Origin of the sequence: Neisseria sicca, from assembly GCF_014054945.1 — a bacterium.
Classification (GTDB): Bacteria; Pseudomonadota; Gammaproteobacteria; order Burkholderiales; family Neisseriaceae; genus Neisseria; species Neisseria sicca.
This window is the reverse complement of record NZ_CP059566.1, coordinates 177,717-199,240: the sequence shown is the minus strand read 5'-3', so window position 1 is coordinate 199,240 and position 21,524 is coordinate 177,717. Positions and strand designations below refer to the sequence as shown.

General features: G+C 52.3%; 16 protein-coding genes. 11 read left to right on the top strand and 5 right to left on the bottom strand.

Going from position 1 to position 21,524, the window contains the following annotated elements; all coding sequences use genetic code 11:
* Positions 1-48 precede the first annotated feature (48 nt).
* Positions 49-525 carry a cupin domain-containing protein gene (locus H3L95_RS00955; protein WP_040668314.1) on the bottom strand — a complete coding sequence of 159 codons (477 nt, stop codon included), beginning with the start codon at positions 523-525 and terminating at the stop codon, positions 49-51.
* Positions 526-684: 159 nt separating this feature from the next.
* Between H3L95_RS00955 and H3L95_RS00950 the strand changes: the two genes are divergently transcribed.
* Positions 685-1,047, top strand: coding sequence for a nuclear transport factor 2 family protein (locus H3L95_RS00950; RefSeq protein ID WP_003757461.1), 363 nt, complete (start codon positions 685-687; stop codon positions 1,045-1,047).
* 105 nt (positions 1,048-1,152) lie between these two features.
* Here the strand turns inward: H3L95_RS00950 and H3L95_RS00945 are convergent, their stop codons facing one another.
* Complete coding sequence (locus tag H3L95_RS00945; RefSeq protein ID WP_003757458.1) at positions 1,153-2,562, bottom strand: leucyl aminopeptidase; 1,410 nt, start codon at positions 2,560-2,562, stop codon at positions 1,153-1,155.
* On the opposite strand from H3L95_RS00945, the gene H3L95_RS00940 reads away from it, so the two are divergent.
* Genes H3L95_RS00940 through lptG form a run of 3 tightly spaced genes read left to right on the top strand, consistent with a single transcriptional unit; the run spans position 2,549 to position 4,912 of the window.
* Positions 2,549-2,719 carry a hypothetical protein gene (locus tag H3L95_RS00940; protein ID WP_003757459.1) on the top strand — a complete coding sequence of 57 codons (171 nt, stop codon included), beginning with the start codon at positions 2,549-2,551 and terminating at the stop codon, positions 2,717-2,719. The two genes, H3L95_RS00945 and H3L95_RS00940, sit on opposite strands and share 14 nt — an antisense overlap.
* Before the next feature lie 10 nt (positions 2,720-2,729).
* The gene (lptF, locus tag H3L95_RS00935) at positions 2,730-3,845 is read left to right on the top strand and encodes an LPS export ABC transporter permease LptF (RefSeq protein WP_003757455.1); all 1,116 of its coding nucleotides are present in this window, start codon (positions 2,730-2,732) and stop codon (positions 3,843-3,845) included.
* Positions 3,842-4,912: an LPS export ABC transporter permease LptG gene (gene lptG, locus H3L95_RS00930; RefSeq protein WP_003757453.1), complete on the top strand. Its 1,071-nt coding sequence runs from the start codon at positions 3,842-3,844 to the stop codon at positions 4,910-4,912. The genes lptF and lptG overlap by 4 nt, the downstream gene beginning before the upstream one ends.
* Positions 4,913-5,049: 137 nt before the next feature.
* Here the strand turns inward: lptG and acnB are convergent, their stop codons facing one another.
* On the bottom strand, positions 5,050-7,635 hold the full coding sequence (gene acnB, locus H3L95_RS00925) for a bifunctional aconitate hydratase 2/2-methylisocitrate dehydratase (RefSeq protein ID WP_003757451.1): 2,586 nt from the start codon (positions 7,633-7,635) through the stop codon (positions 5,050-5,052).
* A gap of 239 nt (positions 7,636-7,874) precedes the next feature.
* The gene (clpX, locus tag H3L95_RS00920) at positions 7,875-9,143 is read right to left on the bottom strand and encodes an ATP-dependent Clp protease ATP-binding subunit ClpX (RefSeq protein ID WP_003757450.1); all 1,269 of its coding nucleotides are present in this window, start codon (positions 9,141-9,143) and stop codon (positions 7,875-7,877) included.
* A gap of 368 nt (positions 9,144-9,511) precedes the next feature.
* On the opposite strand from clpX, the gene H3L95_RS00915 reads away from it, so the two are divergent.
* The 5 genes from H3L95_RS00915 to H3L95_RS00895 all read left to right on the top strand — a co-directional run bounded on the left by H3L95_RS00915 (position 9,512) and on the right by H3L95_RS00895 (position 18,011).
* A complete protein-coding gene (locus H3L95_RS00915) occupies positions 9,512-10,405 on the top strand; it encodes a serine hydrolase (RefSeq protein ID WP_372338582.1) in 894 nt (297 codons plus the stop codon).
* Positions 10,406-10,516: 111 nt separating this feature from the next.
* A complete protein-coding gene (locus tag H3L95_RS00910) occupies positions 10,517-11,293 on the top strand; it encodes a M48 family metallopeptidase (RefSeq protein ID WP_039863107.1) in 777 nt (258 codons plus the stop codon).
* Between the two features lie 256 nt (positions 11,294-11,549).
* Complete coding sequence (gene purL / locus H3L95_RS00905; protein ID WP_003757441.1) at positions 11,550-15,446, top strand: phosphoribosylformylglycinamidine synthase; 3,897 nt, start codon at positions 11,550-11,552, stop codon at positions 15,444-15,446.
* Positions 15,447-15,753: 307 nt separating this feature from the next.
* Entirely contained in the window at positions 15,754-16,560 is an 807-nt protein-coding gene (locus H3L95_RS00900) for an HNH endonuclease (protein ID WP_003757438.1), read from the top strand.
* A 353-nt stretch (positions 16,561-16,913) separates the two neighbouring features.
* Positions 16,914-18,011 (top strand): hypothetical protein, encoded by a 1,098-nt coding sequence (locus H3L95_RS00895; protein WP_003757435.1) that lies wholly within the window; start codon positions 16,914-16,916, stop codon positions 18,009-18,011.
* 146 nt (positions 18,012-18,157) lie between these two features.
* Here the strand turns inward: H3L95_RS00895 and H3L95_RS00890 are convergent, their stop codons facing one another.
* A complete protein-coding gene (locus H3L95_RS00890) occupies positions 18,158-18,760 on the bottom strand; it encodes a DUF4230 domain-containing protein (protein WP_003757432.1) in 603 nt (200 codons plus the stop codon).
* 325 nt (positions 18,761-19,085) lie between these two features.
* Here H3L95_RS00890 and ribBA point away from each other — a divergent pair, with 325 nt between their 5' ends.
* Positions 19,086-20,423, top strand: a complete 1,338-nt coding sequence (ribBA, locus tag H3L95_RS00885; protein ID WP_003757428.1) for a bifunctional 3,4-dihydroxy-2-butanone-4-phosphate synthase/GTP cyclohydrolase II — start codon at positions 19,086-19,088, stop codon at positions 20,421-20,423.
* A 423-nt stretch (positions 20,424-20,846) separates the two neighbouring features.
* The gene (locus tag H3L95_RS00880) at positions 20,847-21,470 is read left to right on the top strand and encodes an EVE domain-containing protein (protein WP_003757427.1); all 624 of its coding nucleotides are present in this window, start codon (positions 20,847-20,849) and stop codon (positions 21,468-21,470) included.
* The last annotated feature ends 54 nt before the right edge of the window (positions 21,471-21,524 follow it).

The following is a 21,524-nucleotide window of genomic DNA, read 5'->3' as shown; positions in this document are numbered from 1 at the left end:
CTGAAAACGCAATACGATTTTCAGACGACCTTGTCGGTTTGATGACTGCTATTTGGCAGCTTGGGCGGCGGCGGTTTCGGCAATCAGGTCAAGGAAGACCAGCGGCTCTTTGCCGGTGTTTTTCAGCGCATGGGACTGACCGGGGCGGGCGATGGTGATGTCGCCGGCGCCGACTTCGGTCTGTTTGCCCGTGCTGTCGGTAAACACGCCTTTGCCTGATACGATGATGTAAACGTCTTCGTTGTCGGTGTGTTTGTGTTCACCGATGGATGCACCCGGCGGCAGGGTCAGCCAGCCGATTTCCCTGAACGCGTCTTGGGCGGCGGTCTGGTGGCGGTTGAAGGCGAAGCGGCCGAGCAGCGGGCCTTTGCCTCCGGCTGCGTTTTCGCGGTTCCACTCTGCCAAGTCGGCTTTTTTGTACACTTGGACGCTGCGGTCGGTAGGTTTGACCTGTTCCGCGGCGTGAACGCTGACGCTCGTGCCGAGCAGAAAGGCGACGGACAATGCGGCAAATAGCGGTTTCATCATGGTTCTCCGTTTGTTTTTTTGGGGCAGATAAAGCGCAGGCTGCATTCAGGCAGTTTTCGTATCAATATTGACGACAGGTAAGATTACATAGCATCATTTCCCAGCTTTTCAGCACAGGATTTTCCTTATTACCCAACATCGTTAAGAGACAAAAGCATGACCGAAACACAAAAAATCTATACTGCATGGACACAGATGTGGAATGGCAATCTCAACATTGCCGATGAACTGCTGTCAAACAACTTCAAAGCACATCTGACCGCTGATTCCACTCCACCACCCGCACCCGTAACTGACATAGCCAGTGCAAAGGCTTGGATAGCTACCATTCGTGCTAAAGCAGATTTGCATTATGAAATCGTACTCGGTCCGTTCCACGACGGCGACACAATTTCTGCATATTGGCGTGTAACCGCTACGCTCGGTAACCAAACCGCCGTCAAAGTCGGTACGGATTTTCTGAAAATCAAAGACGGTAAGATTACCGACTGCTGGACGATGAACAACAACGCTGCATAATGGGGTTACCAAACCCGATATGTTTTCGATCAGCCTGCATTAGTTGATGCGTTCCGTTTTCAGACGGCCTGCGGGGTCGGTTGCTTGCCCCGCAGGTGTCCAACTTTATTTCACGTTGCGCAGATAGTTCAGCAACAGGGGAACGGGGCGGCCGGTCGCGCCTTTTTCGCTGCCGGATTTCCATGCCGTACCCGCGATGTCGAGGTGCGCCCACGGGTAGTCTTCGGTGAAATAGGACAGGAAGGTGGCGGCGGTAATCGTGCCTGCGCCGGGCGTGCCGATGTTGGGAATGTCGGCGAAGTTGGATTTGAGCTGGTCTTTGTAGGTTTCAAAGAGCGGCAGTTGCCATGCTTTGTCGTCTACGTTGCGGGAAGCAGCCAGCAGGCTGTCGATCAAATCCTGATTGTTGCCCATCACGCCGCTGACGTCATGGCCCAAGGCGATGATGCACGCGCCGGTCAGGGTGGCGACGTCGATGACGGCTTTAGGCTTGAACTGCTCGGCGTAAGTGAGCGCGTCGCACAAAATCAGACGACCCTCGGCATCGGTGTTCAACACTTCGATGGTCAAGCCTTTCATGCTTTTCACGACGTCGCCCGGTTTGTTTGCCGCGCCGGAAGGCATGTTTTCGCAGGTGGCGACGACGGCGACGAGGTTGATCGGCAGTTGCAGTTTGACGGCGGCGCAGAAAGTGCTGATGACGGTTGCCGCGCCGCACATGTCAAACTTCATTTCGTCCATGTTCAGACCGGGTTTGAGGGAGATGCCGCCGGTGTCGAAGGTGATGCCTTTGCCGACCAAGACGACGGGGGCGGCTTCTTTGTCGGCTGCTCCGAAGTAGCTCAATTCAATCAGATAGGGGTCTTCCACGCTGCCTTTGGCGACCGACCAGAACGAACCCATGTTTTCTTTAATGTAGTCTTTTTCGATGATTTTGGCGTGTGCGCCCAGTTTTTCGGCTTCGGCTTTGGCGGTGCGCGCTAAGAATTCGGGCGTGCATTCGTTGGGCGCGGCGTTGCCCAAGTCGCGGCAGAGGCTTTGTCCGTAAACCTGCGCTTCGGCGACGCGCAGGGCTTCTTTGACGGCGGCTTCGTGTGCGGTGTAAAACACGGCTTGTGCGAATTTGGCGGGCTTGGCTTCTTTTTTGTAGCGGTCGAAACGGTAGGCGGCGTTGCCGAACGCGATGGCAAAGGCTTCGGCAACGGCGGCGGCTTGCGCTTCATCGAAGGCATGAATGTCCGCATTGACCGTTTCCTGATTTTGCGCCCATTTGGCGGCTTCGGCAGCGGCCTTGTTCAGCGCGGCGCGGTCGGTTTTTTCGAGGCGGACGACGGCGACTGCCTGCAAACCGTTGTCCGTCGGGATTTTGGTGTCGGCAAAAGTTTGACCTTCTTCAAGCGAAGACAAAAGGGCAAGGGCGGTCGGGTGGTTTAATTGCGCCTCTTCGGTGCAGACAAATAACTGCGCGCCTGCCTGTTGCGGCTGCAAGGTTCCGGCTTTTGTGCTAAATTCCACGTTTATTCTCCTGATTGAGATGGTTTCGGGTAGTTTCAGACGACCCTTTGCATTAAGGGGTCGTCTGAAAACGGTTGGAAAGATTGTACTCCATTTGAGAGGTCGTCTGAAACCTTGCGCAGACAATCCGCCTGCGCCGAACCGCTACCGCTCCTAGCCGCGATTCTATGATTTATCAAAGAAACTTCATCAAAGAACTCTCTTTTACCGCCGTCGGCATTTTCGTCGTCCTCTTGGCGGTGTTGGTCTCCACTCAGGCAATCAACCTGCTCGGCCGTGCCGCCGACGGGCGCGTCGCCATCGATGCCGTGTTGGCATTGGTCGGCTTCTGGGTCATCGGCATGACGCCGCTTTTGCTGGTTTTGACCGCATTCATCAGCACGCTGACCGTATTGACCCGCTACTGGCGAGACAGCGAAATGTCGGTCTGGCTCTCCTGCGGATTGGCGTTGAAACAGTGGATACGCCCCGTCATGCAGTTTGCCGTACCGTTTGCCCTGCTGATTGCCGTCATGCAGCTTTGGGTCATGCCGTGGGCGGAACTGCGCAGCCGTGAATACGCCGAAATCCTCAAGCAGAAACAAGAATTGTCCATGGTGGAAGCAGGCGAGTTCAACAGCCTGGGCAAGCGCAACGGCAGGGTTTACTTCGTCGAAACCTTCGACACCGAATCGGGCATCATGAAAAACCTGTTCCTGCGCGAACAGGATAAAAACGGCAACGACAACATTATCTTCGCCAAAGAAGGCAATTTCTCGCTGAACGACAACAAGCGCACGCTCGACCTGCGCAACGGCTACCGTTACAGCGGCACGCCCGGCAAAGCCGACTACAACCGCGTTTCCTTCCAAAACCTCAGCCTGATTATCAGCACCACGCCCAAACTCATCGACCCCGTTTCCCACCGCCGCACCATCCCGACATCGCAGCTCATCGGCAGCAGCAACCCGCAACATCAGGCGGAATTGATGTGGCGCATCTCGCTGACCGTCAGCGTCCTCCTGCTCTGCCTGCTTGCCGTGCCGCTTTCCTATTTCAACCCGCGCAGCGGCCACACCTACAACATCCTCGTCGCCATCGGGCTTTTCCTGATTTACCAAAACGGACTGACCTTCCTGCGCAATGCCGTGGAGGATGGCAAAATCCATTTCTGGCTCGGACTGCTGCCCATGCACATCATCATGTTCGCCATCGCCGTCGTACTCCTGCGCGTACGCAGTATGCCCAGCCAGCCCTTCTGGCGGGCGGTTGGCAAAAGTCTGACATTGAAAGGCGGAAAATGAACCTGATTTCACGTTACATCATCCGCCAAATGGCGGTTATGGCGGTTTACGCCCTCCTGGCCTTCCTCGCCCTGTACAGCTTTTTCGAGATCATCAACGAAGTCGGCGACTTGGGCAAAGGCAGCTATAACGGCGCAACCATGGCGCAATACGTCCTCATGCAGATGCCCGCGCGCGCCTACGAACTCATGCCCCTCGCCGTCCTCATCGGCGGACTCGTCTCCCTCAGCCAACTTGCCGCCGGCAGCGAACTGACCGTCATCAAAGCAAGCGGCATGAGCACCAAAAAACTGCTGCTGATCCTGTCGCAGTTCGGACTGATTTTCGCCATCGCCACCGCCGCGCTCGGCGAATGGATTGCCCCCGTCCTCAGCCAAAAAGCCGAAAACATCAAATCCGCCGCCATCAACGGCAAAATCAGCACCGGCAATACCGGGCTTTGGCTCAAAGAAAAAAACAGCATCATCAACGTGCGCGAAATGCTGCCCGACCATACCCTGCTGGGCATTAAAATTTGGGTGCGCAACGACAAAAACGAACTGAGGCAGGCGACGGAAGCCGAGTCCGCCGTTTTAAACAACGACGGCAGTTGGCAGTTGAAAAACATCCGCCGCAGCACGCTTAGCGAAGACAAAGTCGAAGTCTCGACTGCCGCCGAAGAAAACTGGCCGATCGCCGTCAAACGCAACCTGATGGACGTATTGCTCGTCAAACCCGACCAAATGTCCGTCGGCGAACTGACCACCTACATTAGCCACCTCGAAAACAACAACCAAAACACCCAGATCTACGCCATCGCCTGGTGGCGCAAATTGGTTTACCCCGTCGCCGCCTGGGTCATGGCACTCGTCGCCTTCGCCTTCACCCCGCAAACTACCCGCCACGGCAATATGGGCTTGAAACTCTTCGGCGGCATCTGCCTCGGCTTGCTGTTCCACTTCGCCGGACGGCTCTTCGGGTTTACCAGCCAACTCTACGGCGTCCCACCCTTCCTCGCCGGCGCACTGCCCACCATAGCCTTCGCCCTGCTCGCCGTTTGGCTGATACGCAGGCAGGAGCGGCGTTAAGCTCAAGAATATAGTGGATTAAATTTAATCCACTATAAAAAAACAGAACAGCGAAAACTGTTCTGTTTTTTTTGTTTTCAGACGACCTCATAGGGTTAGCCATTGAAGAGGTCGTCTGAAACGGTTTTACCTACTTATTAAACATTCACGGTTTCGGCTACTTCGTTGTAGCTGTCGATTTCGTTGAAGTTCATGTAGCGGTAGATTTGATCGCCCTGTTCGTTGATGATACCGATGTTGGCTTGGTATTCTTCAACGGTCGGGATCTTGCCCAGTTTGGAGCAAATCGCCGCCAACTCTGCCGAGCCGAGGTAAACGAAGGTGTTTTTACCCAAACGGTTCGGGAAGTTACGGGTGGAAGTGGACATGACGGTCGCGCCTTCGTGTACTTGGGCTTGGTTACCCATACACAGCGAACAGCCCGGCATTTCCATACGCGCGCCGGCGCGGCCGAGTACGCCGTAGTGGCCTTCGTCGGACAACTCTTTCGCGTCCATTTTGGTCGGCGGTGCCATCCACAGGCGGACGGGGATGTCGGACTTGCCTTCCAAGAGTTTGGAAGCGGCGCGGAAGTGGCCGATGTTGGTCATGCACGACCCGATGAACACTTCGTCGATTTTGGTGCCGGAACGTTCGGACATGAAGCATACGTCGTCCGGGTCGTTTGGGCAGGCGATAATCGGCTCTTTGATGTCGTCCATGTTGATTTCGATCACGGCGGCGTATTCGGCATCTTTATCCGCTTCGAGCAATTCGGGGTTTGCCAACCATGCTTCCATGGCCTTGATGCGGCGTTCCAGCGTGCGCGGGTCTTGATAGCCGTCGGCAATCATGTTTTTCATCAACACGACGTTGGATTTCATGTACTCGATAATCGGCTCTTTGTTGAGCTTCACGGTACAGCCGGCGGCAGAGCGCTCAGCAGACGCGTCGGTCAATTCAAAGGCTTGTTCCACTTTCAAATCAGGCAAGCCTTCGATTTCGAGGATGCGGCCGGAGAAGATGTTTTTCTTACCGGCTTTGGCAACGGTCAGCAAACCTTGTTTAATCGCGTAAAGCGGAATGGCGTTTACCAAATCGCGCAGGGTTACGCCCGGTTGCAGCTTGCCGCTGAAACGTACCAGTACGGACTCAGGCATATCGAGCGGCATGACGCCGGTGGCTGCTGCGAAAGCCACCAAGCCGGAGCCTGCAGGGAAGGAAATACCGATAGGAAAACGGGTGTGGCTGTCGCCACCAGTGCCGACAGTATCGGGCAACAGCAGGCGGTTGAGCCATGAGTGGATCACGCCGTCTCCCGGACGCAGAGATACGCCGCCACGGGTAGAAATAAAGGCGGGCAGTTCTTTATGGGTTCTGACATCGACAGGTTTCGGATAAGCCGCGGTGTGACAGAAAGACTGCATCACCATATCGGCGGAGAAGCCCAAGCAAGCCAAGTCTTTCAACTCGTCGCGGGTCATCGGGCCGGTAGTGTCTTGCGAACCGACAGTCGTCATGCGCGGTTCGCAATAAGTACCCGGGCGTACGCCTTGTCCTTCGGGCAGACCGCAGGCGCGACCGACCATTTTTTGCGCCAATGTGAAACCGGCTTTGCTTTCGGCAGGCGCTTGAGGCAGGCGGAATTCGGTAGAGGCAGGCAGTTTCAGGGCTTCGCGCGCTTTGGCGGTCAGACCGCGACCGATAATCAGGTTGATACGGCCGCCCGCTTGCACTTCGTCCAGCAATACTTGGGATTTCAGGCTGAACTCGGCAACGGTTTCGCCGTTTTTCACGATTTTGCCTTCATAAGGCAGAATATCGACGACATCGCCCATTTTCAGCGCGGAAACATCGACTTCAATCGGCAGCGCACCGGAGTCTTCTTGAGTATTGAAGAAAATCGGCGCAATTTTTCCACCCAAGCATACGCCACCGAAACGTTTGTTCGGTACGAACGGAATGTCTTCGCCGGTATGCCAAATGACGGAGTTGGTCGCGGATTTGCGTGAAGAACCGGTACCGACCACGTCGCCGACGTAGGCAACAGGATGACCTTTGGCTTTGAGTTCTTCCAACAATTTAATCGGACCGACTTCGCCCGGTTTGTCGGGCGTGATGCCGTCGCGCGGGTTTTTCAGCATGGCCAGCGCGTGCAGTGGAATATCGGGACGGCTCCATGCGTCGGGCGCGGGAGAGAGGTCGTCTGTATTGGTTTCGCCGTCAACTTTGAAGACGGTAACGGTAATTTTTTCGGGAACTTTGGCGCGTGAGGTAAACCATTCGGCATCTGCCCAAGATTGCAAAACTTCCTGCGCATATTTGTTGCCTTTTTCGGCTTTTTCCTGAACGTCGTGGAAAGAATCGAACATCAGAAGCGTATGTTTCAAACCTTTGGCAGCGATAGGCGCGAGTTTGTCGTTGTCCAAGAGTTCGATTAAGGCATGAATGTTGTAACCGCCAAGCATTGTACCTAAAAGTTCGGTCGCATATTCGGGGGAAATCAGCGGGCTGGATGCACTGCCTTCGGCAACGGCAGCCAGGAATGAGGCTTTGACTTTGGCGGCATCGTCCACACCGGGCGGAACACGGTGGGCAAGCAGTTCGACCAAGAACTCGCCTTCGCCTGCGGGCGGGTTTTTCAGCAGCTCGACCAAATCGGCGGTTTGCTGCGCGTTCAAAGGGAGGGGCGGGATACCGAGGGCAGCACGCTCGGCGGCGGCTTTGCGATAGGCTTCTAACATCTCTTTGTTCCTTTTTTCTGTTTTTCTTCTATCCGTTGCAAATGATTTGCAATCAAAGAATTGTAAACAATCCTTTTAGGTATCATAGACCAGTTTGGCAAAAATTGGAATATTTATGTTATCGGATGTAATAGGTGTTTGCTATTGAAACGAATTATCTTGAAAAATACGAAAAGGTCGTCTGAAAACAGGGTTTCAGACGACCTTTTATATTTTATCGGAATGACCGGTTCGTTCTTTTACCGGGTGTTTGCCTGATATTCGCTTCCGTCTTCACGCAGGAGCTTGGGCTGTTCGCCTTTCTCAATGACGTTTTTACCGATGACAACTTTGGTCACGCCTTTCAAATCAGGCAGTTGATACATAGTATCCAAGAGGCAGCGTTCAACGATGGAACGCAGGCCGCGCGCGCCGGTTTTGCGTTCCATTGCCTGACGGGCGATGCTGCGCAGGGCTTCTTCTTCAAATTCCAATTCGACATTTTCCATGCCGAACAGAGTTTGATATTGTTTCACCAAGGCATTTTTCGGCTCGGTCAAAATGTTGACCAATGCGTCTTCATCCAATTCCGCCAGCGTGGCGATAACGGGCAGACGGCCGATTAACTCGGGAATTAAACCGAATTTAATCAAGTCTTCAGGCTCAACGATTTCAAACAATCCGGTAATGTCGGCATTTTCGTCCTTACTGTGAACGGACGCGCCAAAACCGATACCACCTTTTTCAGTACGCTGACGGATGACTTTTTCCAAGCCTGCAAACGCGCCGCCGCAGATAAACAGGATGTTGGTCGTATCGACGTTGATAAATTCCTGATTCGGATGCTTACGGCCGCCTTGGGGCGGAACGCTGGCAACCGTACCTTCAATCAGTTTCAGCAAGGCTTGTTGCACGCCTTCGCCGGATACGTCGCGGGTAATTGACGGGTTGTCGCTTTTACGCGAGATTTTGTCGATTTCGTCAATATAAACGATACCGCGCTGGGCTTTTTCGACATCGAAATCGCATTTACCCAAAAGTTTGGTAATGATTTGCTCGACGTCTTCACCGACATAACCCGCCTCGGTCAGCGTGGTCGCGTCCGCCATCACGAACGGTACGTCCAGTTTGCGCGCCAAGGACTGCGCCAACAGCGTTTTACCCGAACCGGTCGGACCGATAAGCAGGATGTTGGATTTCGACAATTCGACGTTGCCGTTGGCTTTGGGATGGCGCAGGCGTTTGTAATGGTTGTACACCGACACCGCCAAGGCTTTCTTGGCTTGTTCCTGACCGATAACGTGATCGTTGAGGTTGGCGACGATTTCGGCAGGCGTGGGCAGCTTGTTGTTCGGATGGGACGCATCCGTTGCAGATTTGTCTGCGGAGAGGTCGTCTGAACTTTGCAGCATTACGCCGCAAGTTTCTACACATTCGTTACAGATAAAAGCGTTTTCGCCTTCAATCAGGTTTTTGACTTCATGCTCGGATTTTCCGCAAAACGAGCAGGAGCGTTTTTCTTCAGTCATAATTTATCTTCTGTTTTCAAGCAATATCGGCAAACCGTTATCCGAATGTTGTGGGAACGGTTTTCGGCAAAGTCGGTAAGTATAATCAGTATCTTAAGGTTTATCAAATACCGTATGGCAAGCTGTTGGGCGTAAGGTTTTCAGACGACCCTCCGACGCGTGGCAACACACCATGATTTCCCATCCTTAAGATTGTTTCCAATTTGGGAAAAAGATGCAAACAAACGCAAAAAAGCCATATTAAACTTTACATTTTGTTGTATTTTAAGCAAAATATCCCCTTTAATAATTCAATTGTCTTAAATTCTACTGGTTGAAGTATGTCGGTTATGAAATTTTATAAAACACTGAGTGCCGCCTGTTTGGGTATGGCGTTGACTGTCGCCGCCGCCCCTGCCGCTGCAGACGATATGGACGTTTTGGGTCAATTTTTGGAACAAAATTTTCCAACCCAAAATGACCCGATGGAAGCTTTCGCATTAAGCCACGCACAAAAAATCGAGGCTCAGGCGATGATGGCGGGGCCGCTTTTGACATCGCAGTCCGCCCTGATTTTTAACAACAAAACAGGCGAAATCCTCTATCAGAAAAACGCAGACCGCGTGATGCCGATTGCATCCATTTCCAAACTGATGAGTGCGATGGTTGTCTTGGATGCGCGTTTGGATATGAACGAACGCATTACCATTACCTCCGACGAAATCGACCGTCTGAAAGGTACAGGCAGCCGCCTTGCCGTCGGCACGACGCTGACGCGCGGCGAATTGCTGCACCTGAGCCTGATGAGCAGCGAAAACCGCGCAACACACGCGCTGGGCCGTACCTATCCGGGCGGTATGTCGGCGTTTGTTGCCGCCATGAATGCCAAAGCGCAAAGCCTGGGCATGCACAGCAGCCGTTTCTACGAACCTACCGGCCTGAATTTCCAAAACGTATCAACCGCCAACGATTTGAACCGTATGGTCGCCGCGGCAAGCAAATATCCGCTTATCCGCAAAAACACAACCTCCAACTACGGCTCGGTTTGGACGGCAAACGGCCGCCAAAACTATAAAAACTCCAACGCCCTCGTCCGCGAAGGCAGCTGGAACATTGAGCTTCAGAAAACCGGTTATATCCGCGAAGCAGGACGTTCGATGGTGGTTAAGGCAAACGTCCAAAACCAACCGATTACCATCGTATTGCTGAACTCGCCGACTTCGACAACCCGAGTCAACGACGCGCGTAAGATCGAATCTTGGATGTTGCAGCGCCGCTCTTAAAATATTTGTTATGCCGTCTGAAAATCAGGCGGCATTTTTTATATGATGTGCAGAAATACTGTATGCAATCCGCTTGAAGAATCTTGATTTTAACAATATTAGGAGATGCAAATGCCGAACAAACAAATATACAAAAAACAGTTGATGCAGCTGGGAGCCATTATGGCTTTGACCGGCTGTACTTCCGTTGCCGATATGGTGGGATACGATACGGCATCGCTCAACGAGGCCGCCGCCAAAAACTATTCGCAAGTGGTACAGCAAGCGCAGTCGCAGCGCGTTTTGGACAACACCTCCCACACTTCGCGCCGTATCAAAGCCGTATTCGAGCGCCTGAAGCCCTATGCCAACCAGGCCAACCAAACCGGCACACCTTTCAATTGGCAGATGAATGTTTTCCGCGGCAATGAATTGAATGCTTGGGCAATGCCCGGAGGCAAAATGGCGATGTACACCGGCATGGTCGAGCGTTTGAAATTGACGGACGACGAAATCGCCGCCGTTATCGGTCACGAGATGACCCACGCCCTGCTGGAACATGGCAAAAAAGCGATTGGCGGCCAAGTGCTGACGGGATTGGGCGGTTCTATTTTAGCAGGTGCATCCGGAGTCGATGCCAATATTGTCGGATTGGGTACGGATTTACTTGCTTCCAAGCCCTTTTCGCGCCATCAGGAAAGCGAAGCGGACGCAGGCGGCGTACGTTTGATGGCTCAGGCGGGCTACAATCCGGAGGCTGCCATCAGCGTTTGGGAAAAGATGAGCAAACTTGAAGGCAGCTCGTCCATTGCGATTTTGTCCACCCACCCGGCCAATCAGACGCGCATCAACGCCATCCGCAGAATGCTGCCTGAACTCATGCCGATTTATCAGAAAAATAAACGATAAATTTTTTGGATAAACCTTCCGTAAACCGACATCGATTTTTTCAAATCAGCCTATAACCTTTGGTTTAAATCCCTGCAAAATCAATTTAAATCAGAGTATTGCATAAGCTTCAATCAAGATTTTTCAGACGACCCTTCCGCCCCACCCAGCTCAGGTCGTCTGAAAAATTGTCAACATTTTCACCCAAATTACCAAGCAGCCCAGACCCATTCGGCGTATAATACAGCCTTTCCCAACCGCATTTGAGAGCTGAATCATGTCTGTTGTTTTGCCCTTGCGCGGCGTTACCGCCCTTTCCGATTTCCGTGTTGAAAAACTCTTGCAAAAAGCGGCCGCACTCGGCCTGCCCGAAGTGAAACTGAAAAGCGAATTTTGGTATTTTGTCGGCAGCGAGAAAGCACTGGATGCCGCGACTGTCGAAAAACTGCAAGCCTTGTTGGCGGCGCAAAGCGTTAAAGAAACGCCCGAAGCGCGCGAGGGCTTGCATTTATTTTTGGTAACGCCCCGTTTGGGCACGATTTCGCCGTGGGCTTCCAAGGCGACCAATATCGCGGAAAACTGCGGTTTGGAAGGCATAGAGCGCATCGAACGCGGCATGGCGGTGTGGCTGGAAGGTCGTCTGAATGATGAACAGAAACAGCAATGGGCGGCTTTGCTGCACGACCGCATGACCGAATCCGTGCTGCCCGATTTTCAGACGGCCTCCAAATTATTCCACCATCTCGAATCCGAAACCTTCTCTACCGTTGATGTTTTGGGCGGCGGTAAAGAGGCTTTGGTCAAAGCCAATACCGAAATGGGCTTGGCACTCTCCGCCGACGAAATCGATTATCTGGTTGAAAACTATCAGGCTTTAAACCGCAATCCGTCCGATGTGGAGCTGATGATGTTCGCGCAGGCAAACAGCGAACACTGCCGCCACAAAATCTTCAACGCCGATTTCATCCTCAACGGCGAAAAACAGCCGAAATCCCTTTTCGGCATGATTCGCGATACACACAACGAGCATCCCGAAGGCACGGTCGTCGCCTATAAAGACAATTCGTCCGTGATCGAAGGCGCGAAAATCGAGCGTTTCTATCCGAATGCGGCGGAAAACCAAGGCTACCGTTTCCACGAGGAAGACACGCATATCATCATGAAAGTGGAAACGCACAACCACCCGACCGCCATCGCGCCGTTTGCGGGTGCGGCAACGGGCGCGGGCGGCGAAATCCGCGACGAAGGCGCAACGGGCAAAGGTTCGCGTCCGAAAGCAGGCTTGACCGGCTTTACCGTATCCAACCTCAACATCTCCGACCTCAAACAGCCGTGGGAACAAGACTACGGCAAGCCGGAACATATTTCCTCGCCGCTGGACATTATGATTGAAGGCCCCATCGGCGGCGCGGCGTTCAACAACGAATTCGGCCGCCCGAACCTCTTGGGCTATTTCCGCACTTTTGAAGAGAAGTTTGACGGTCAGGTTCGCGGCTACCACAAACCGATTATGATTGCGGGCGGCTTGGGCAGCATTCAGGCGCAGCAGACGCATAAAGACGAAATCCCCGAAGGCGCGTTGCTGATCCAACTGGGCGGCCCGGGTATGCTTATCGGCTTGGGCGGCGGCGCGGCTTCTTCGATGAATACCGGCACGAACGACGCCTCTTTGGACTTCAATTCCGTACAACGCGGCAACCCCGAAATCGAACGCCGCGCGCAGGAAGTGATCGACCGCTGCTGGCAGCTCGGCAACAAAAACCCGATTATCTCCATCCACGACGTCGGCGCGGGCGGCCTGTCCAACGCCTTCCCCGAACTCGTTAACGATGCCGGACGCGGCGCGGTATTCAAATTACGCGAAGTGCCGCTGGAAGAGCACGGCCTCAACCCGCTGCAAATCTGGTGCAACGAATCGCAAGAGCGTTATGTGTTGTCGATTTTGGAAAAAGATTTGGACACGTTCCGCGCCATCTGCGAACGCGAACGCTGCCCGTTTGCCGTAGTCGGCACGGCGACCGACGACGGCCATTTGAAAGTGCGCGACGATTTGTTCTCCAACAATCCCGTCGATTTGCCGCTGAACGTCTTGCTCGGCAAACCGCCCAAAACCACGCGCAGCGACAAAACCGTGAGGTCGTCTGAAAAACCATTCACTGCCAAAGACATCGACATCACCGAAGCCGCCTACCGCGTTTTGCGCCTGCCCGCCGTAGCCGCCAAAAACTTCCTGATTACCATCGGCGACCGCAGCGTCGGCGGCATGACCCACCGCGACCAAATGGTCGGCAAATACCAAACCCCCGTAGCCGACTGCGCCGTTACCATGATGGGCTTCAACACCTATCGCGGCGAAGCGATGTCTATGGGCGAAAAACCGACCGTCGCCCTGTTTGACGCGCCCGCCTCGGGCAGAATGTGCGTCGGCGAAGCCATCACCAACATCGCGGCGGTCAACATCGGCGACATCGGCAATATCAAACTTTCCGCCAACTGGATGGCGGCATGTGGCAACGAGGGCGAAGACGAAAAACTCTACCGCACCGTCGAAGCCGTTTCCAAAGCTTGTCAGGCATTAGATTTGAGCATTCCGGTAGGCAAAGACAGCCTGTCGATGAAAACCGTGTGGCAGGACGGCGAAGAGAAAAAATCCGTCGTCTCGCCGTTGAGCCTGATTATTTCCGCGTTCGCGCCAGTTCAAGACGTACGCAAAACCGTTACGCCCGAATTGAAAAACGTCGAAGACAGCGTATTGCTGTTTGTCGATTTGGGCTTCGGCAAAGCGCGTATGGGCGGCTCGGCGTTCGGTCAGGTCTACAATAATATGAGCGGCGACGCGCCCGATTTGGACGATACAGGTCGTCTGAAAACGTTTTACAACGTGATTCAGCAACTTGTCGCCGAAGACAAACTCTTGGCGTATCACGACCGCAGCGACGGCGGCTTGTTTGCGACGCTGGTGGAAATGGCGTTTGCGGCACGGTGCGGCTTGAATGTGGATTTGACTTCACTGGTTGCCAACCAAGCCGACGTCAACGAAGCCAGCATCCGCGCATTGTTCAATGAAGAACTGGGCGCAGTGATTCAAATCGCCAAACGAGATGTCGCGGCAGTAGAAGCCTTGTTCAAAGCGGCTGCGCTGCCCTTGCATACTGTTGCCACCATCGGTTCCGACGAAAAAATCGTTATCCGCAATCAGGCAGGCATCGTGTTGGAACAAACCCGCGCCGACCTGCAACGCGCATGGCAGGAAACCAGCCACTCCATTCAGAAACTGCGCGACAACCCTGCCTGCGCCGACAGCGAATTCGCCCTGATTGGCGACAATGAACGCAGCGCATTGTTTGCCGACGTGAAATTTGACGTGAACGAAGACATCGCCGCGCCTTTCGTCAACAGCGGCGCGAAACCCAAAATCGCCATCCTGCGCGAACAGGGTGTAAACGGGCAAATCGAAATGGCCGCCGCGTTCACCCGCGCCGGATTCGATGCCTACGACGTGCATATGTCCGACCTGATGGCAGGCCGCGTCCACCTTGCCGACTTCAAAATGCTGGCGGCGTGCGGCGGCTTCAGCTACGGCGACGTACTCGGTGCGGGCGAAGGCTGGGCGAAATCCATCCTGTTCCACCCCGCCCTGCGCGACCAGTTCGCCGCCTTCTTCGCCGACCCGGACACGCTGACACTGGGCGTGTGCAACGGCTGCCAAATGGTCAGCAACCTCGCCGAAATCATCCCCGGCACGGCAGGCTGGCCGAAGTTCAAACGCAACCTGAGCGAACAGTTCGAAGCGCGCCTGAGCATGGTTCACGTCCCCAAATCAGCCTCCCTGATTCTGAACGAAATGCAAGGCTCCAGCCTGCCCGTCGTCGTCAGCCACGGCGAAGGCCGCGCCGATTTCTCGCTTCACGGCGGCAAAATTTCAGACGGCCTCGGCATCGCGCTGCAATATGTGGACGGTCAAAACCAAGTTACCCAAACCTACCCGCTCAACCCCAACGGCTCGCCGCAAGGCATCGCCGGCGTTACCAACGCCGACGGCCGCGTTACCATCATGATGCCCCACCCCGAACGCGTGTACCGCGCCGCACAAATGAGCTGGAAACCGGAAGACTGGACGGAACTGTCCGGCTGGTACCGCCTCTTCGCCGGAGCAAGGAAAGCGTTGGGTTAACCGGTAGTTTGATTTGATTCGGCTTTTTAAAGAAAAGGTCGTCTGAAAACAATTTAGCGGATTCTGCTATATCTGTTTTCAGACGACCTTTATATGTTCTTTTGCGTATGAAGACCGAACCAACCGCCGTCATTCCCGCGCAGGCGGGAATCCAAACCTCTGCATTTCAAAAATATTTAAAAATTACTGCAAATCCAAACTTCTGGATTCTCGCCTGCGCGGGAATGACGACCTAGATTTTTTTTGTCCCGAACCTATATATACAAACAAACTTAATTGAATCTATAGAAAAGATTTGGAGAATCTTATGTCTGACATAAAAATTTTTGAAGATATGCCGAATGATAATGACTATAATAAATGGATTAAAGAAAACCCAAATGGATTTGTATTAAATATAGAACGACGTAAAGACCCTTCTAATATTCATGAAAGTCATCCCAGAATACATTTTGCTAATTGTAGCCAACTGAATAAAAAGCCGGGAAGCAGTACAACTGGAGACTATTTCAAAGTTTGCTCAAACTCAATTGAAGAACTTGAACAATGGAGCTGGTTCAAATACCAAAAAGGACTAAATCCATGCGGAACCTGTAAGAAAAACGGATTACCGGTAGAACAGCTCACAGGAATACAAAATTTTCAGGTAACTTCTGCCCTATCCTTAAAATCTGATATAGACGAACTCGAAAAACGTTTAGCCTCCGAGACCAATTCAAACAAGCGAACCGAAATTGAAACTTTGATCAAAGCCCGTTTAGGGCAAGGCAGATTCCGGAAAAAACTACTCGAACTGTATCCGAACTGCCCGCTAACAGGTCTAGATGTTCAGTCTTTACTTATTGCCAGCCATATTAAACCTTGGAGCAAGTGCAACAATGAAGAGCGTCTAGACCCCTCCAATGGTCTGATGCTCGCACCCAATATCGACGCATTATTCGATAGCGGTCTGATTACGTTTGAGACCGACGGTACGATAAAAATCAGTCCGAAAATCGATCTGAAAAATCAAAAGCGGCTTGGGATTTCTTCCGATATGAAATTGAAAATTCGACCGAAAAGCAAAAAATATTTCGAGTATCACCGCAACCACGTTTTCCAAAAAGAAGAATAGATAGTGTTGAACAGTCCGTTGATTTAAGGTCGTCTGAAAACGATTTAGCGAACCACTCTATACCTGTTTTCAGACGACCTTTTTGCGTCCTTTTGTATACGAATACTAACCAATTACCGTCATTCCCGCGCGGGCGGGAATCCAGACCTCTATATTTCAGAAATACTTAAAGATTACTGTAAATCCAAACTTCTAGATTCCCGCCTGCGCGGGAATGACGGCGGCGAAGTGTTTTTTGGATTCCCATTATCGGCATTCTATTAGCGTATTCTGCAAGCAGAAGCATCATTCCGTATAATCCCCTTAATTCCCTATCCACTATAATCGGCACATTCAGACGACCTCCAGACACCATGACCCGACAAGCCTTTATCCTCAGTGATTGCGAATTTTCCGAATGTGGCGAAAAGCCTTATGCGCTGTTGACGGCGAATCCGACCAAGGAACACCACTATATCGCCCAGACCGAGCAGCGGCAGCATGCGCATAATCCGCAGGTCAGCCCACAGAATCAGAATGTTTACAAGCTGCCTTTGTCCATGTTCCGCGAACCGGCTGCCGCCCGACGCCCCCGCTCCGGCGACAAGGTTCGCGGCGGGAGCGAAAATCGCAGTGCGGCGGCGAGTGTCAACATCATCGGCAATCTGGCGGCGAAAAACCTCTACACGCTGACTTTCGTGGAAAACACCGCCAACCAGTACAATTTGGAAAGCTGGTTCAACCGCCACGAAAGCGGCTACGAAGAAGCCTGCAACCATCTGCGCACGCTGCCCGAAGGTCGTCTGAAAACGGGCGAAACCGATACGGTCAAAGTTCCCGAGGCATTGTGGCGGATATTGCGGCTGAAATTCCTCGGCATCCTGCGCAATCCGCACAACCATAAAAACCTGTTCGCCCACCGTCTGCATGAGGCCGTTCGGGCGCGGCTGCCGGAGGTTGGGTTTGAGTTTGTGCGCCTGATCAGTAAGCGCGATCCGAGCCGCATCGAAGCTATCATGCAAAACTACCGTTTTTCGTTTCTCGGCTATGTCGATTGGCTGGCGGGGCTTTACGGTATGTTGAGCGAAGGCGTGGCTCAGCCGTCGCTGTTCGAGCGGCTGTTTTGCACCATATTCGCCGAACCCGATGCGGTGAAAATCGAGCTGTTCCGCTATGCCGAAAACGAGGGGCTGTGCCTGTTCGGCGACAGCAGTTTCTGCCTTCAGGCTTCGCCGAAACTCATCAGCGTCGGCGTGAATATTTCGCACGATATGTTTGCCGTCGTCCACCTGCAAACCGACCGCTGGCTTGCGTTTAAAAATACTTTCCACCACGACGCGCCGAAATTGGAAGGCAGGGTAAGGATTATCGACGGCGACCAAACCCAGCGGCTGATGTTTAACCGGTTGACCATCAGTCAGGCGCATGAAGCCGTGTTCGGCAGAAGCCCGAATATCGATGATTATCTTTAACGCTTGGATGATGTAACCGCGCGCTTGATGTGAAGCGTATCGACGCTGAACAAAAGGTCGTCTGAAAACGATTTGGCAAACCCACTACTTTCGTTTTCAGACGACCTTGTTTGTACTCGGCGCGTAAGCCTTGTTTTGCGCTGCCGCTATTTGCACTGCCCCACAGCCGCCGGATAAACCGATACCTGCGTCTGCGTCAGGGCAAACAGGTTTTCAAGCTGCGTTTGCGCTTGGCGGTTGGCGTGATCCAAAATTTGGGCTTTGCACGCGCTGGCGAGGACTTGTTTTTTGGCTTCGTCCTGCACGGTTTTGAACACTGCCTTATCCACGGGCAAAAGGTTGAACGAGCCGGTTTGGATGTCGTACACCTCGATATTTTCCAAATCGACGCTGAGGATTTCTACGGGCGGCAGGCTGATGAGGACTTTTCCGTCCACGATATTGACGTTGTCGGCGTGAAGCTTGTCCAAATCCAAGCCCGCCAACACTTTGCCGCGCACGATAAACAGACCGCTTTGCGAGTCCTGCCACAATCTGCGCCAGTCGCCTTTTTTCTCGGTGCGGATGATGGTGTCGATGTAAAAAGCCGTGCTTTCCAAGCGGTTCATCTGCTTAATCTGCATCAAAACGCCTTCGCGCGAAATCGCTTCATGGGTGTTGTCGTTGCGGTGCTGGGCATAAAACCAGCCGCCCGCCGCTGCGAGCGCGCAAAAAATAGATATTAAAATCAATCGGTAAACCATTTTCATCAGGTTAGACCCTTTTCGGTTGCGTTAAACTTATAGTGGATTAAAATTGCAATGATACGGCGTTGCCAACGCCCTTATGTACTACCCGTACACGGCGGGCGTTGCCGCCTTGTCTCATTTTTATTTTAATCCACTATAACGCCCATATTCTTTCAAATGTTCAGATTTCAAGCAAAGGTCGTCTGAAAACGCCATTTTTGTTTTTCAGACGACCTTCTGCCGAAACATTACCAAAAAGTAATAAAAATCCGCCTTCAAACAAAGTTTGCCTTTTGGTAAAGACAAGACTACAATCGCCTACATCCTTTCAGCCACCCCACACATCATGAACACCACCGACCTGCGCCGCCGCAACCTGCGGCAATGGATAGCGGACAAATACGGCGGCCAGCAAACCCGTTTTGCCGAAGCCATCGCCATCAACCAAGGCGAATTGTCCGCCCTTCTGAAAAACAAATCCTTCGGCGAGAAAAAAGCCCGCAAAATCGAACAGGCGGCGCAAATGCCCGCCATGTGGCTGGATCAAGAACACGCCACAGCCCAACCCGACCATCAAGAAAGACGCACCATGCCCCACATTTCCTCCATCCCCGAAATCCTTGCCGACATCAAAGCCGGCAAAATGGTTATCATCACCGACGCGGAAGACCGCGAAAACGAAGGCGATTTGCTGATGGCGGCACAGTTCGTCACCCCCGAAGCCATCAACTTCATGATCAAACACGCGCGCGGACTGGTTTGCCTGCCGATGGAAGGCAGCATGGTCGAGCGGCTCGGCCTGCCTATGATGACCCAGAAAAACGGCGCGCAATACGGCACCAACTTCACCGTTTCCATCGAAGCGGCGCAAGGCATCACTACCGGCATTTCCGCCGCCGACCGCGCCCTGACCATCCAAACCGCCGTCTCCCCGACCGCCAAACCCGAAGACATCGTCCAACCCGGCCACATCTTCCCCCTGCGTGCGCAAAAAGGCGGCGTCCTAGTACGCGCCGGACACACCGAAGCCGGCGTCGACTTGGCACAAATGAACGGACTCATCCCCGCCGCCGTCATCTGCGAAATCATCAACGACGACGGCACCATGGCGCGTATGCCCGAACTGATGAAGTTCGCCGAAGAACACAACCTCAAAATCGGCACGATTACCGACCTTATCGAATACCGCAGCCGCACCGAAAGCCTGCTCGAAGACATGGGCAACGCCCCCGTACAAACCCCGTGGGGCGAATTCCAGCAACACGTTTACGTCGACAAACTCTCCGGCGAAACCCACCTCGCCCTCGTCAAAGGCAAACCCACCGCCGACACCGAAACCCTCGTCCGCGTACACGAACCCTTCAGCGTCATGGACTTCATCCAAGCCAACCCGCGCCATTCCTGGTCGCTGCCCAAAGCCCTTGAACGCATCCAGCAAGCCGACAGCGGCGTCGTCATCCTCCTGCACCGCACCGAAGACGGCGCCACCCTGCTCGACCGCACCCTGCCCAAAGGCGCCAACCAAGCCTACAAATGGGACAGCAAAAGCTACGGCATCGGCGCGCAAATCCTCGCCGGCCTCAACGTCGGCAAACTGCGCGTATTAGGACAGCCCTCCGCCTTCACCGGCTTGACCGGCTTCGGCTTGGAAGTCGTCGGTTTTGAAGAAGCAGAAAACAAATAAACCGCCCGTCTTATCAAAAGGTCGTCTGAAATCCCGATTCCGGTTTTCAGACGACCTTTTGCTATAAATTACCTGATTCAGCCAACCTCCCATGAAAATTATAGTGGATTAACTTTAAACCAGTACGGCGTTACCTCGCCTTAGCTCAAAGAGAACGATTCTCTAAGGTGCTGAAGCACCAAGTGAATCGGTTCCGTACTATCTGTACTGTCTGCGGCTTCGTCGCGCCTTGTTCTGATTTAAATTTAATCCACTATATTACTATAATTTATTTCAAATAAAAATAATAATATAATAATTATAAAATAATTCAAGAATAATTTTTATTGTATTTAAAATACAAATATAGCATAATACTCATCATCAAAAAGGATATTCTCCTCCTGATATCTTATTTAACTCTAAAAACAAAAGGATATAATTATGTCCAACAGCTTTATCGACCGCCGCACAGAAATATATAACCAACGAAATCAAAATAAGATTACGTTGAGTTTACGTTTATCCATTAAAGATGATTTGATTTTGCAAGAGCTTGCCGATGCTTGGGAAACAACCCGCCAAGACATCATTAATGATTTAATTCAAGAATTCATTATTCAAGACTGGGAGAACAAACGAATGATTGACAAACAAAAAGACGAAGAATTTGATAATTCAACTACAACACGATATTTCTTATTAAATACTAATAGTGCCAACGACCTGGAAGACCATAATTTCATGATGACAAACCAAGTAGCTGCTGCATTTGAAGATGGCTACAAAGAAAAAATCTGTCGGATTAAAAAAGGAGACTATGTATTCCTATACGCCTCCGGACAAGGAATTGTTGCATACGGTCAAGCAACAGGAATCGTAGAGAAAACTCATCATTATGGCGTTGATAATAAAACATTTTTTCAGAAACTAGAACATTTTGTCGATTTAAGTCAAAATCCAATCAAAGCAAGACAGGTTAAATCCATTTTGGGACGTTCTTTTCCTTTTGCCCAAACATTATCTCAGATTACTGATGGGGAAAAACTTTTGGAGAATCTCAAATAAGACAAAGTAAGGCTACAAGTATCCTGTAAAACGGCAGTTAAATTTCAAAAGGTC

What these genes read in the sequence shown, in the direction of transcription:
- H3L95_RS00955 (WP_040668314.1), bottom strand. Translation starts at nt 525, where the DNA reads ATGAAACCGCTATTTGCCGCATTGTCCGTCGCCTTTCTGCTCGGCACG.
- H3L95_RS00950 (WP_003757461.1), top strand. Translation starts at nt 685, where the DNA reads ATGACCGAAACACAAAAAATCTATACTGCATGGACACAGATGTGGAAT.
- lptF (WP_003757455.1), top strand. Translation starts at nt 2,730, where the DNA reads ATGATTTATCAAAGAAACTTCATCAAAGAACTCTCTTTTACCGCCGTC.
- lptG (WP_003757453.1), top strand. Translation starts at nt 3,842, where the DNA reads ATGAACCTGATTTCACGTTACATCATCCGCCAAATGGCGGTTATGGCG.
- acnB (WP_003757451.1), bottom strand. Translation starts at nt 7,635, where the DNA reads ATGTTAGAAGCCTATCGCAAAGCCGCCGCCGAGCGTGCTGCCCTCGGT.
- clpX (WP_003757450.1), bottom strand. Translation starts at nt 9,143, where the DNA reads ATGACTGAAGAAAAACGCTCCTGCTCGTTTTGCGGAAAATCCGAGCAT.
- H3L95_RS00915 (WP_372338582.1), top strand. Translation starts at nt 9,512, where the DNA reads ATGGCGTTGACTGTCGCCGCCGCCCCTGCCGCTGCAGACGATATGGAC.
- H3L95_RS00910 (WP_039863107.1), top strand. Translation starts at nt 10,517, where the DNA reads ATGCCGAACAAACAAATATACAAAAAACAGTTGATGCAGCTGGGAGCC.
- purL (WP_003757441.1), top strand. Translation starts at nt 11,550, where the DNA reads ATGTCTGTTGTTTTGCCCTTGCGCGGCGTTACCGCCCTTTCCGATTTC.
- H3L95_RS00900 (WP_003757438.1), top strand. Translation starts at nt 15,754, where the DNA reads ATGTCTGACATAAAAATTTTTGAAGATATGCCGAATGATAATGACTAT.
- H3L95_RS00895 (WP_003757435.1), top strand. Translation starts at nt 16,914, where the DNA reads ATGACCCGACAAGCCTTTATCCTCAGTGATTGCGAATTTTCCGAATGT.
- H3L95_RS00890 (WP_003757432.1), bottom strand. Translation starts at nt 18,760, where the DNA reads ATGAAAATGGTTTACCGATTGATTTTAATATCTATTTTTTGCGCGCTC.
- ribBA (WP_003757428.1), top strand. Translation starts at nt 19,086, where the DNA reads ATGAACACCACCGACCTGCGCCGCCGCAACCTGCGGCAATGGATAGCG.
- H3L95_RS00880 (WP_003757427.1), top strand. Translation starts at nt 20,847, where the DNA reads ATGTCCAACAGCTTTATCGACCGCCGCACAGAAATATATAACCAACGA.